General features: G+C 59.4%; 8 protein-coding genes and 1 pseudogene. 5 read left to right on the top strand and 4 right to left on the bottom strand.

The annotated features are described in order from the left end of the window. Positions 1-86: 86 nt before the first annotated feature. The 3 genes and pseudogenes from ACZZ0D_RS06960 to ACZZ0D_RS06950 form a co-directional block, all read right to left on the bottom strand. Positions 87-3761 (bottom strand): translocation/assembly module TamB domain-containing protein, encoded by a 3675-nt coding sequence (locus ACZZ0D_RS06960; protein ID WP_463552758.1) that lies wholly within the window; start codon positions 3759-3761, stop codon positions 87-89. Beyond that, positions 3758-5484: pseudogene (locus ACZZ0D_RS06955) on the bottom strand (autotransporter assembly complex protein TamA). Before ACZZ0D_RS06955 ends, ACZZ0D_RS06960 begins: the two are co-directional and overlap by 4 nt. A 66-nt stretch (positions 5485-5550) precedes the next feature. Beyond that, complete coding sequence (locus ACZZ0D_RS06950) at positions 5551-6201, bottom strand: GNAT family N-acetyltransferase (RefSeq protein WP_053121694.1); 651 nt, start codon at positions 6199-6201, stop codon at positions 5551-5553. A 295-nt stretch (positions 6202-6496) separates the two neighbouring features. Here ACZZ0D_RS06950 and xthA point away from each other — a divergent pair, with 295 nt between their 5' ends. Together xthA and ACZZ0D_RS06940 are read left to right on the top strand one after the other, a co-directional pair. Further along, entirely contained in the window at positions 6497-7309 is an 813-nt protein-coding gene (xthA, locus tag ACZZ0D_RS06945; protein WP_463552757.1) for an exodeoxyribonuclease III, read from the top strand. Positions 7310-7600: 291 nt separating this feature from the next. Next, on the top strand, positions 7601-8935 hold the full coding sequence (locus ACZZ0D_RS06940; protein ID WP_463552756.1) for a substrate-binding domain-containing protein: 1335 nt from the start codon (positions 7601-7603) through the stop codon (positions 8933-8935). A 121-nt stretch (positions 8936-9056) separates the two neighbouring features. On the opposite strand, the gene ACZZ0D_RS06935 is transcribed toward ACZZ0D_RS06940, so the two are convergent. Next, positions 9057-10286: an acyl-CoA dehydrogenase gene (locus ACZZ0D_RS06935; protein ID WP_212551218.1), complete on the bottom strand. Its 1230-nt coding sequence runs from the start codon at positions 10284-10286 to the stop codon at positions 9057-9059. 185 nt (positions 10287-10471) lie between these two features. Between ACZZ0D_RS06935 and ACZZ0D_RS06930 the strand changes: the two genes are divergently transcribed. From ACZZ0D_RS06930 to ACZZ0D_RS06920, 3 genes are all read left to right on the top strand, one after another. Then, positions 10472-11401, top strand: a complete 930-nt coding sequence (locus ACZZ0D_RS06930; protein ID WP_016986544.1) for a LysR family transcriptional regulator — start codon at positions 10472-10474, stop codon at positions 11399-11401. 196 nt (positions 11402-11597) lie between these two features. Continuing rightward, positions 11598-11996 (top strand): MerR family transcriptional regulator, encoded by a 399-nt coding sequence (locus ACZZ0D_RS06925; protein WP_007917234.1) that lies wholly within the window; start codon positions 11598-11600, stop codon positions 11994-11996. 143 nt (positions 11997-12139) lie between these two features. Next, positions 12140-13039, top strand: coding sequence for a hydroxymethylglutaryl-CoA lyase (locus ACZZ0D_RS06920; protein ID WP_463552755.1), 900 nt, complete (start codon positions 12140-12142; stop codon positions 13037-13039). Positions 13040-13390: the final 351 nt, after the last annotated feature.

The raw sequence follows: 13390 nt of genomic DNA, 5'->3' as shown, positions 1-13390 counted from the left end.
GGCTCACTCCTACAAGGGAACGCATTCCAAATGTAGGAGTGAGCCTGCTCGCGATTGAAGCGACTCGGTTTTGGAGGGAGCGCGGTCTAGAAATCGCGCTTGTAGAAGATATCCAGCGAACTCGCGACGCCACTCGCCGCTTCGACGTAGACCTTTTTGCTCAGCTTGTAGCGCAGCGCGATGGTGCTGGCCGGTTCAAACACGCCAACGCCATAACGCAAACTGAGCTTCTCGGTAATGTTGCCGCTGGCCACCACGCTGGTGGCATCGCCGCTGCCCGCCGTGTCGAGCTGGAAGTCCTGAATCCCGAGATCCTTGGCCAGGCTGCTGGTCACCCCGGCGCTGCCCATCAAGCCCAACCCCAACGCCGCTTGCGCGAGCATGTTGTTGTCTTCGCCGTTGGTGCTCAGCGGACGGCCGAGTACCAGATAGGACAGCGCCTGCTCCTGGCTCATCGCCGGTTCGGAGAAGATCTGCGTGGTCGGCTGTTCAGCGCTGCCGCTCAGGCGAATACCGGCGATCACGTCGTCGGTCTGGCGAATCGCTTCGATGTCCAGATACGGCTGATCGATGGGCCCGGCGAACAGCAGGCGCGCACGCCGCACAGACAAGCGCTGACCGTAAGCACTGTATTTGCCATCGTTGAGCCACAGCTCGCCACGGGTGTCCATGTTGTCGCCGATGTGCACATGCCCCTGCACATTAGCGGTCAGGCCAAATCCGGCGAAGGCGAGTTTGTCGTCGCCAACCTCCACGTCGATGTCCATTTTCATGGCCATCGGCGGTTTACCCGCTTCGGTCTGCGCACCGACGATGATCGTGTCGTCAGAGACTTTCACCGTCGATGGCGGCAGTTCACGCACGGTGATTTCGCCTTTCGGCACCCGCACTTTACCGGCGATTTTCAGCTCATCGCCGGCCATGGAAATTTTCAGATCCGGCGCCATTTCGAGCTTGGCGTACGGTTCGACAGTGACCGGCAACTGCGTGCCTTTCAACGCCAGATCGACCACCAGCGCCTGACCCCAGGCGACGTTACCGTTCAAGCTGCCTTGCCCGCTCTTGCCGCTTTTCCAGCCGCCGTCCAGACGCACCGATTCACCGGCGATCAATGCGGTGAGTTGCAGATCCTGCAGCTCCATCGGCAACTCGGCGCCGGACACTTCGCCGTCACTGAGTTGCACCGTGCCGTTGACCAATGGCGCCAGCAGGCCACCGGAAATCGTGCCGCTGCCGTTCAGGCGCCCGGTGAGTTTCTCGACCATCGGCACAAACGGCCGCGCCACCGACAGATCCAGACCGGTGAGGCGGAACGAGCCGCTCAGCGGTTTGTTTTTCGGCAATGGATTGAGCTGCGCCTGCACCATCAGTTCGCCAAGCTTGCCGCCGACGAAGTTGAGGTCGGTGTCGACGCGCTTCGGCGTGAGTTTGCTGGTGAGCTTGAGCGTCTGGTACGGGAAGTTCAGCCACTGATCCTTTTCTTTCATGCGCAAAGTACCGCCGCTGGCATCGACGCTGATCACACCGTTCGGGCCGCTCGCCGGCAAGTCCAGTTGCAGATCGGCGTTGAGCTTGCCCTGCCAGGCGAAGTCTTTTGGCAACCATTGCGCGAGGCTTTCAATCGGGAACTGCTTGAGGTGGTAGCGCAGTTTCGGCTCCGGCATCAGCCGTTGGTCTTCACCGCACAGACTGGCATTGCCGGACATCCAGCAATGCGCGCCGAAGTTGATTTTGCCGTCAGCCAGACGCTCAAGTTTGGCCGGGTTTTGCAGCTTCCAGTCTTGGCCACCGGCCTGAATATCACCGCTGGCCAAACGGCCGCGCCAGTTGCCCTTGTCCAGATTGCCGTCGAGACCGAGGGCCAGTTTCAGCTTCGGCCCGAGCAGGTCGAGGCTGAGTTTCTGGCTCTTGATGTCGCCTTGAGCGCTGGCGGTCAGCGTGCCCAAAGACGTATCCCCGGCCTGAATGCCACTGCCCTTGAGGTCGATTTTCGCCCGTTGCGCACTGTCGAGGGTGGCGTCGAGGTTGAGGCTTTGCAGGCGATTATCCTGGAACGCCAGTTGTGAACCTTGCAGACCGAGTTTGCCCTGCGGGGCTTTCAGCGTGCCGGCGACATCGACGCGGCCGTTGATCTGCCCGCGCAGTTCTGGCCAAAGCTGAGCCAGACGCGCCAGTTTGATGTCGATCTGTCCGGTGAGTTTCTGTTGCAGACTGCCCTTGCCGTTGATGCTGTTGTCGCCGAGGCGAATTTGCAGGGCATTCAGGTTCCACTGTTCGCTAGCGCCGTCGGCCTTGGCTTGCAGGATCGCCGGTTGCCCACGCAGTTTGCCTTTGAGGTCGAGGTCAGCGGTAAGGCTCAGGCGTTCGTTTTTCATCTCGCCTTTGCTTTTCAGCGGCCCGGCCAAGGTGCCCGGCAACTCAGCGACCCAATACGCCGGGTTCAGCGCCGAGAGATCGAGCGCCGTGTCCCAGGCGATGCCGTCGGCGAACTGCACATTGACGTGCCCTTCAGCCTTGCCCTGCCCGGCTGCCATTTTCAATTGCGGCAAAGCGATCTGCTTGAGGTTGCCGCTGAACGGACTGCTCAGAGTGAACGCGCCCGCCGGGCCATCCAGTGCGGCGGCGAAGTTGCCGAGGTATTGACCGTCGGTGTAGGAGACTTCGCCAGTGAAGGTACGCAAAGCGACTTGCGGCTCGTCGATTTCGTTATAGAGCCGGTGCCACGGGAAATCCTGCCAATTGATGTTGGCTTGCGCCGTGAGGCCTTTGCTCCAGTCGACGCTGCCGGTGAGCTTGAGGCTTTGTTTGTCGTTGGCGCTCAGGTCGAGGCCGGCGATTTGCGCGCCACTGGCGTCAACTTTGCCTTTCAGCAACAACGCGACCGGGCCTTGATCGGCGGGCAGCGCAGCGTTGCCGTTTAACTGGTAACCGTTTTTCAGGTCGCCTTCGGCGGTCAGCAGCAGTTGATTAAGTTGCAGGGTGTCCGGCAGATCGGCGCTTGGTTTGAACGCGTCGCTGGTGATACGCAGCTTGGCCGGCAGGTTTTCCACCAGCGGTTGCAACTCGCCGCTCAATTGGCCGTCGAGGTAGCCACGACTGTCGGCGTGCAGGTTGAGGGTTTTCAGCAGGTCGCCGTCGATTTTTAGCGCCAGCGTCCATGGGCCCTTATCCGGCGATGGCAACGTCAGGTCACCGGCGATGTTCAACGGCCAGTTACCGGTCGGCGCGAGGGTGCCGGACAGGTTCAGGCTGAGGTCGTCGCGCTGCAATTTGATGCTTTCAATCTGCATGCCCTGCGCCGTCCAATGCGCCGCCAGTTGCAAGCCCTTGAGCTGTTCGCTGCCGTTGAACAACAGGCTGCCGACCTGCACGTCGCCCAGCTCGATGGCCACCGGCAATTGCAGATCCGGCAGTTTGATCGGGCCGCTTTCAGTGGTTTCTTCACTCGGCGGAAATTGCAGGATGACCTGATCAGCCTTGAGCTGTTCGATGCACAACGTCATGCGCGTCAGGCACAGCGGCGACCAGGCGAAGATCGCCTTGTTCAGCTCGACGCGGCTGGTGTCTTGCTGCCAGAGCAGATGATCGGCGCTCCACTGACCGCCGAGGCGACCCTGAAAATTCTCGACGCTGAGGCCCGGCACCAGACCCAACACCCAACGGCTGCCGGCCTGCGTGCCGAGCACCGTGGCGACGCTCAATACAATCAACAACACCAGCGCCAATAGCGTGAGTGCCGTTATTTTCAAACCACGCTTCACAGCTCAGGCCCCATGGAAAAGTGCAGCCGGATGCCGCCGTCGTCGTCGAGTGCGTGGGCCAGGTCGAGGCGGATCGGCCCGACCGGCGAGACCCAGCGCACACCAATACCGACCCCGGTCTTGAGGTTCGGCAGTTCGAGTTTATTGAAAGAGTTGCCCTGATCGACGAAGGTCGCCACGCGCCATTTCTCGGCGATCGAGTACTGATACTCGACGCTGCCGGCGACCATGTAACGGCCACCGATGCGATCGCCCTCGGAGTTTTCCGGGACAGGCTCTGGTAATCGTAACCGCGCACGCTCTGATCGCCACCGGCGAAGAAGCGCAGCGACGGCGGCACCGATTTATAGCCGTTGGTGGCGCTGCCGCCGACCTGCACGCGACCGAGCAAGCGGTGTTTGTCGAACACCGTGGTCAGGCCTTTGACCAGCGCGGTGCCATATAGAAGGTTGTTATCTGAACCCAGACCTTCTTTCGCCACTTTGCTTTCGAAGCTCAGGCGATAGCCGTTGTGCGGGTCGATGCGGTTGTCGCTTTTCAGGTACGAGTAGCTGATGCCGGGCATCAGCAAAGTACTCAGGCCTGAGTCGTCACCGAGTTCGTATTCTTCGCGCTGCCATTTCAGCGAGATCACCCGCTGCCAGCCGCTCGGCAATTTGCTGTGCCATTCCGGGCCGAAGGTCAGCAGCTTGCTCAACGTGTCGGAGCCGTCGATGTCTTCAAATTGATAGCCGCCGGCCCAGCGCAGTTTGTCGGTCAGTGGCGGGTCGAGCGGGATGTCGTAGAACAGCCCGACGTTTTGCCGTGGCGCCGAGAGTTCGGCCTCCCAGCCATAACTGTCGCCCTGCGGGTTGACCCAGTGGCGCGTCCAGTTGGCTTTGATGCGTGGGCCGACGTCGGTCGAGTAACCGAGGCCAAGGCCCATGGTGCGTGGTTTGCGCGTGTCGAGTTTGACGTCGACCGGGATCACATCATTCTTTGCGGCAGTCGGTGCGGCATCGACGCGCACGCCCTCGAAATAGCCGCTCGATTGCAGGTCGCGGTTGAGTTCGGCGATCAGCTCCGAGTCGTACGGCTCGCCTTCCTTGAACGGCACCATGCGTTGCAGCAGGTCTTCGTCGAACGGCGTGTCGCCTTCGAATTTGACGCGGCCCAGCGCGTAACGCGGGCCGCTGTCGTAGATCAACTCAACATCGGCGACACCCGCGCGCGGGTCGACCAGGAGTTTTTGGCTGGTGAAGTGGCCGCTAAAGAAACCGAAGCGTGAAGCCTGATTCTGAATAATTCTTTTGGCGTCTTCATAACGCCCATGATTGAGCACCGCGCCGGACTTGAGCACGTCGCTTTTCGGTACACGAAAGGATTTGAGGGAGGCAGCCGGGCCGTCGACACGGATGGTGACGTTGCGCAGACGAATCGGTTCGCCGGGATCGATGTTCAGCACCAGGCGCGGTTTTTCGCCGCCCTTCACGTCACTTTCAATCTGCGGCTGGTAGTAGCCCAACGCCTGGGCCGCTTTGCGCGCCTGCTCTTCGGCACCGCGACTGAAGCGCAGCAAGGCTTCTTCGTCACGGTCACCGAGGCTGCCGATATAGCCTTCTATATTGGCCTTCAGTTCATCGTTGGACGGTTTGATCCGCACATCCAATTCACTTTGCGCCAGCGCCGCGCAGCTGGATAACAGCATGAGCACGCCACTGGTAAATCTTCCTGGAAACTTCATAGGCGCGGATGCTATCACGAGCTTGGGAGCGTGATAGATCAAGACTTGTCTCGAAAAGTTCGACGCTTAAGCAGTCGCCGTTTGTAACACTTGCGGATTGGCGTGGAAAAATACGTGTTCTCGCACCGGGCCGACGGCAACCTCGCCGATCTCCTCGTAACCCTGCCTTTTATAGAATTCCAGATAACGTGGATTGCCGGTGTCGAGCACCACGCCTTGCGACGTTTCATCGACGGCGCACCAGTTGTGCACGGCGGTCAGCAGTTGCTCACCAAAGTGTTTGCCCTGGAACTGCGGATGAATGCCCAGCAGCGGCAGCATGTGCACTGACTCGGTCGGCACGCACGCGGAAACGGCGTCGTGGTATTCGAGATAGCGGCGGGTGCAGCGGAAACCGGTGCTGAGCACCATGCGCAGGCGCCAGGCCCAACTTTCGGTGATGCCCAAGCGTCGTTGCGGTGGCGCGATCAGAGCGATGCCGATCAAGCGGTCGTTGACCAACAGGCCGATGGCCGGCAAGTCCTGGAGGAAATGTTGTTTGACCAATTCACGCACGGTGGCGCGAACTCGTTGCTCGTAGCCTGGGCGCTCGGCTTCGAACAGGTAGCCGAAGGTCGGTTCGTGGCGATAGGCCTGATAGAGCAGCGATCGGGCTTCGCGGGAATAACCGCGGTCGAGCATATGAATGTCGGCGATGGCGGTCTGGGTTTCAGGCATGACAGTGATTCTCCCCGGGGCGCGTCAAATGGCGGCGCTCTTGTTGGTACGAACCTTTTGGCGTTGGCACAGTTCCCCACAGGTATAGACCAACCTTGCATCTTCATCGACTGGGCGGGCCCTATCGCGAGCAGGCTCACTCCTACATTTGGAATGAGTTCCCCTGTAGGAGTGAGCCTGCTCGCGATGGCGCCTTTGCAGACACCACAAATCCCACAGCCAAAAATGATTTCTCCCACACTGGCCCATCTCCCCCATGTCAGCTAGCATCGCCCTTTTGCCAGGACTGCCGACCATGAAGATCGTTTCCTTCAACATCAACGGACTGCGCGCCCGTCCGCATCAGCTGGCAGCGCTGATCGAAAAACACCAGCCGGACGTGATCGGCCTGCAGGAAACCAAAGTCCACGACGACCAGTTCCCGCTCGAAGAAGTCCGCGCCCTCGGCTACCACGTGTACTTCCACGGGCAGAAAGGCCATTACGGCGTAGCGATGCTGTCGCGTCAGGAACCGATCGCCATTCACAAAGGTTTCGCCACCGACGACGAAGACGCCCAGCGGCGCTTTATCTGGGGCACCTTCACCGACGCCAATGGCGTGCCGGTGACGATCATGAACGGCTATTTCCCACAGGGCGAAAGCCGCGACCACCCGACCAAATTCCCCGCCAAGCAGCGTTTCTACAGCGATCTGCAAGCACTGCTGGAAAGCCAGTTCCACAACGAACAACCGGTCGTGGTGATGGGCGATGTGAACATTTCCCCGGAAGACTGCGACATCGGCATCGGCCCGGACAACATGAAGCGCTGGCTGAAAACCGGCAAATGCAGCTTCCTGCCGGAAGAGCGCGAGTGGATGGCGCGCCTGAAGAACTGGGGCCTGACCGACAGCTATCGCCACCTCAACCCGGACGTGACCGACATGTTCAGCTGGTTCGATTACCGCAGCCGTGGTTTTGAGGATGAGCCGAAGCGCGGGCTGCGCATTGATGTGATTCTGGCGTCGCATGGTTTGTTGCCGCGGGTGAAGGCGGCGGGCGTGGATTATGAATTGCGCGGGATGGAAAAGCCGTCCGACCATGCGCCGATCTGGCTGGAACTGGCCTGATCCTCGAATCACCAGAACCCCATTTGGCTATGGGGTTCTTTACTCAGATGACCTGAATTGGGTGGTCAGAAGAAGTACCTGTGGCGAGGGGATTTATCCCCGATGGGGTGCGAAGCGCCCCCATATTCTTCCTGTTAAACCGCATTCACAGGTTTTGGGTCGGCTTCGCCAACCATCGGGGATAAATCCCCTCGCCACAAAAGCCTTTCCACATTTAGATCGCTGTCATCTTCAAGTAACTTTTCTGACTTAATCTCCCCGGCAATCCCCTTGGCTTGATTCGGTGCCGGCATGACCCTGCGTGTTCTGTGCGTCTTTCTCTTGAGTGCGTGGCTGACGGTGTCCGCCGCCGGTTTGCCGGTGCCGGACGATGGGCCGGCGTTGCGCATTCAGGGTTCCAACACCATCGGCGCCGAACTCGGCCCGGCATTGGTCGAAGGTCTGCTGCAACAGCAAGGCCTGCTGAAGATCCACCGCGAAACCCAGGGCACCGCTAACGAATTGCGCATTGTTGGCCAGACGGCTGAAGGCAAACGCGTGCTCATCGACGTCGCCGCTCACGGCTCCAGCACCGGTTTCACCGCCCTGAAAAATGCCAGCGCCGACCTCGCCGCCTCCTCCCGCGAAATCAAGGACAGCGAGCTGCTAAGTCTGCAATCCCTCGGCGATCTGAAAAGCTCTGCCGCCGAGCAAGTCATCGCCATCGATGGCCTGGCGATCATCCTTCACCCCGGAAACCCGTTGCAGCAACTCGACACCGAGCAACTGGCGCGGATCTTCGCCGGCGAAGTGAAAAGCTGGGAAGACCTCGGTGGTCGCGGCGGTGCGATTCATTTATATGCGCGGGATGATCAGTCCGGCACCTACGACACGTTCAAGGAATTGGTGCTCAGTCGTCGTGGGAAAACGCTGAGTAGCGCGGCGAAACGTTTCGAATCCAGCGAGGAATTATCCGACTCGGTGAGTAGTGATCCGCAGGGCATCGGTTTTATCGGTTTGCCTTACGTGCGTCAGGCCAAAGCCGTGGCGATTGCCGATGGCGCGTCGCAATCGATGCTGCCGCTCAACAGTCTGATCGCCACTGAGGACTATCCGTTGTCCCGGCGTTTGTTCTTCTATCTGCCGCCGGACAGCAGCAATCCATGGGCAAAAGCGCTGGTGGCGTTCGCGCAAAGTCGTCAGGGTCAGGAGATTGTTGCGCGCAACGGTTTTATCAGTCAGACCGTGCACGCCATGACGGTCGCGCCGAATGCGTTGATGCCCGAGGGTTATCAATCCCTCAGCCGTCACGCCCAACGTCTGACAGTGAATTTCCGTTTTGAAGAAGGCAGCGCGAGTCTGGACAACAAGGCGCGTCAGGATCTGGCGCGGGTGTTCGACTATATAAAGCGCCATGACAAGACCGATCGTGCGGTGACGCTGGTAGGGTTTGGTGATGTAAAGGACGACCCGGCGCGCGCGGATTTGCTGTCGAAGTTGCGGGCGATGGCGGTGCGACGGGAGTTGGTGAAGAACGGCGTGGTGTTGCGCGAGGTGCGCGGGTTTGGCGCGCAGATGCCGGTGGCGACCAACAGTGCGGATGAGGGAAGGATCAAGAATCGGCGGGTTGAGGTTTGGGTGTATTGAGTCTGATGTTGATGGGTTGAATGTTCAGGCCCTTTCGCGAGCAAGCCCGCTCCCACAGGATCTGTGGCGTTCACAAATCCAATGTGGGAGCGGGCTTGCTCGCGAAAGGGGCGACGCGGTCTTACTGACCGCTACGCAACATTTCCTTCGGCACGTATTTGCCGATCTCAAACTTGCCAATCGCCGCACGGTGCACTTCGTCAGGGCCATCGGCCAGACGCAATGTCCGTTGCATCGCATACATATAAGCCAGCGGGAAATCGTTCGACACCCCGGCGCCGCCATGCATCTGGATCGCCCGGTCGATCACGCGCAGCGCGACGTTCGGCGCGACCACCTTGATCTGCGCGATCTCGCTTTTCGCGATTTTGTTACCCACGGTGTCCATCATGTACGCCGCTTTCAGCGTCAGCAGGCGCGCCATGTCGATCTCCATGCGCGAGTCGGCGATCTTGTCGATGTTACCGCCCAAGCGTGCCAATGGTTTGCCGAAAGCAGTACGGCTCACCGAACGTTTGCACATCAATTCCAGCGCACGCTCAGCCATGCCGACCGAACGCATGCAGTGGTGAATCCGGCCTGGGCCAAGACGACCTTGGGCAATTTCAAAGCCGCGTCCTTCACCCAACAGTACGTTTTCGTACGGCACACGCACGTTGTCGAACAGCACTTCGGCGTGACCGTGCGGCGCATCGTCGTAACCGAACACTGGCAACGGACGAACGATTTTCACGCCCGGCGTATCGACCGGCACGAGAATCATCGAGTGCTGCGCGTGGCGCGGTGCATCGGGATTGCTCAGGCCCATGAAGATCAGAATCTTGCAGCGCGGATCGCAAGCACCGGACGTCCACCATTTTTTGCCGTTGATCACCCACTCGTCGCCATCACGCACGGCGCGGGCGGCCATGTTGGTGGCGTCGGAGGAGGCAACATCGGGTTCGGTCATGGCGAACGCCGAGCGGATTTCGCCGCGCAGCAACGGTTCCAGCCAGCGTTGTTTTTGCTCTTCGTTGGCGTAACGCACCAGCACTTCCATGTTGCCGGTGTCCGGCGCCGAGCAGTTGAACGGCTCCGGGCCGAGCAGTGAGCGGCCCATGATTTCCGCCAGTGGCGCGTATTCGAGGTTGGTCAGGCCGGCACCCAGTTCCGATTCAGGCAGAAACAGATTCCACAGGCCTTCGGCTTTGGCCTTGGCTTTGAGTTCTTCCATGATCGCCGTCGGCTGCCAGCGATCGCCCTCGGCGACCTGGCGCTCGAACACGGCTTCGGCCGGGTAAACGTAAGTGTCCATGAACGCGGTTACGCGCTCACGCAGTTCTTGCACCTTGGGCGAATAAGCGAAATCCATGAGCAGCTCCCGATGGTTAAGGCAGTTCTTGAGCAGAGGTTGTTTAGGTCATGCAATCGATGCTAGAACAGCGTTGATAATTTACCTAGCCTATTCTCGGCGTGTATAAACATTCATCACCGATATATGATCGGCTGATTGCCAGCCCTCCAAACACCGCACTAAATAACAAGAGAAGCCGCGTTATGAATCTGAGCAAGGTCGACCTCAACCTTTTCATCGTCTTCGACGCGATCTACACCGAAGCCAACCTGACCCGCGCCGGGCAGATTGTCGGCATCACCCAGCCGGCGGTGTCCAACGCGCTGGCACGGCTGCGCGAAACCTTCAACGACCCGCTCTTCGTGCGCACCGCCCAAGGCATGGTGCCGACGCCGATGGCGCAGAACATCATCGGTCCGGTGCGTAACGCGCTGTCGCTGCTGCGCGTGTCGGTTCAGGAAAGTCGTATTTTCAACCCGGCGCAAGCGGTCAAGACCTACCGCATCAGCATGACTGACCTCACCGAGGCAGTGATTTTGCCGCCGCTGTTCCAGCGCCTGCGCCGTTTGGCGCCGACCGTGATTATCGAAAGTTTCCTGTCGAAACGCCGTGAGACCACCAAGGAACTGGCGGCCGGGCGTCTGGATTTTGCTGTGGACGCGCCGCTCAACACCGACCCGCAGGTGCGCCACGTCAAGCTGATGGAAGACCGTTATGTGTGTGCGATGCGCAAGGGGCATCCGATGGCGGGCAAGGAAAAGCTGTCGCTGGATGATTATTTGTCGCTGACCCATATCCATATTTCCAGCCGCCGCAGCGGTCTGGGCTATGTCGATCTGGCACTGGGCAAAATGGGCATTCAGCGCAAGATCGCCCTGCGCTCGCAGCATTATTTGATGGCGTCGCAGGTGATGCAGCAGACGGATATGGTCATGACCGTGCCGGAACGCTTTGCTCGTCGGCATGAACTGCAGGCGTTTAATCTGCCGGTGAATGATGTGCCGCCAGTGGAGACGCATCTGTATTGGCATGAAAGCACTGACCAGGATCCGGCGAATCGCTGGATGCGCGAGCAGATGATTGAGTTGTGCCAGCAGGTGACGGCGCAGGAGAAGAAGCTCGATAAGGTGTAAGACCTATTACCACGGCGCTACTATCGCGAGCAGGCTCACTCCTACAATTGGTTGCATTTCTTCAGATGAAACACGGTCAACTGTAGGAGTGAGCCTGCTCGCGATGAGGCCAGCATTGACACTACAAATCATCCCGCTTGACGTAAACGTCAACCTGCCATTAGCTTAGCGCCAAGACCTTTTTCCGAGCGCTTCCATGAGCAGCCAGACCTACAGCATTTCCGACCTCGCCCGCGAGCTGGACATCACCACCCGGGCGATCCGCTTTTATGAAGAGCAAGGCCTGCTCAGCCCTGAGCGCCGTGGCCAGGAACGCATCTACTCGCCGCGCGACAAGGTCAGCCTGAAGCTGATCCTGCGTGGCAAGCGCATCGGCTTCTCCTTGGCCGAATGCCGCGAACTGATCGAACTCTACGACCCGTCCAGCGGTAACACCAAACAGCTCAACAGCATGCTGGCGAAAATCACCGAGCGCCGTGAGCAACTGGAGCAGCAGTTGCTGGATATCGAACAAATGAAGCTGGAGCTTGATACCGCTGAAGAGCGCTGCGTGCAGGCGCTTGAACAAACCCTCAAGAGCCAGCAGGCGATCTAGTCGACAACACAAATCCCCTTGTAGGAGTGAGCCTGCTCGCGATAGCGGTGTGTCAGATAATATTGTTCGACTGACACACCGCTATCGCGAGCAGGCTCACTCCTACAAAGGATCTCCACGAATTCAAAAGAGCAGGTCAGCCCATGTCCCTCCCCTCCCAAGTACGCCTGATCGAAGTCGGCCCGCGCGATGGCCTGCAGAACGAAGCCCAACCGATCAGCGTCACCGACAAGGTGCAACTGGTCGATGCGCTCAGCGCCGCCGGCCTTGGCTATATAGAAGTCGGCAGTTTCGTTTCGCCCAAGTGGGTGCCGCAGATGGCCGGTTCCGCCGACGTGTTCGCGCAGATCCAGCGCAAACCCGGCGTGACTTATGGCGCACTGGCGCCGAACCTGCGCGGTTTTGAAGATGCGATCGCTGCCGGGGTCAAGGAAGTCGCGGTGTTCGCCGCCGCGTCCGAAGCCTTCTCGCAGCGCAACATCAACTGCTCGATCAGCGAAAGCCTGGCGCGCTTCGCCCCGATCATGGAAGCGGCGAAGCAACACGGTGTAACCGTGCGCGGTTACGTGTCCTGTGTGCTCGGTTGCCCGTATGAAGGCACGGTCGCACCGGAGCAGGTGGCGATGGTCGCGCGCGAGCTGTACGCGATGGGCTGCTACGAAGTTTCGCTAGGCGACACCATCGGCACCGGCACTGCTGGCGCGACCCGCCGTTTGTTTGAAGTGGTTTCGGCGCAGGTGCCACGGGACAAACTCGCCGGACATTTCCACGACACCTACGGTCAGGCGATGGCCAACATCTACGCCAGTCTGCTCGAAGGCATTTCCGTATTCGACAGCTCTATCGCGGGCCTCGGCGGCTGCCCGTACGCCAAAGGTGCGAGCGGTAACGTTGCCACCGAAGACGTGGTGTACCTGCTCAACGGCCTCGGCATCGAGAGCGGAATCGACCTGGACGCCTTGATTGCCGCGGGTCAGCAGATCAGCGCGGTGCTCGGTCGCCCGAGCGGTTCGCGCGTAGCCAAGGCCCGCAGCGCACAGTGAAGGGGAAAGGTGTTACCGCTGAGTCTGGAATGTGGGGCTCAAGCGAGTAACACGGAAACAAATTGTCTGGGTTGGTCTGAATGAAAAATCCTGCAAAATCTCAACTCATTGATTTATATAGGTTTTTAAAAGTTGGCACGCGTAATGCTATCTCTATGGCATAACAAGAATAAAAAGCAGCAAACCAATAAAAATAAGACGTACCGACTCTGACATAACAAAAACAACACGGCAGAGACGCAGCTAACAGATTTTTTTGGAGAAGGTGTGCTTTTCAGGGTGCTCTCAGGAGTGACCCGCAACCGGGCAGAGAACAATAAAACTACCTTCAGGTAGCTCCCGAATCGGTTG

Source organism: Pseudomonas sp. AC193 (assembly GCF_979258075.1).
This window is presented reverse-complemented; position numbering and strand designations above follow the sequence as displayed.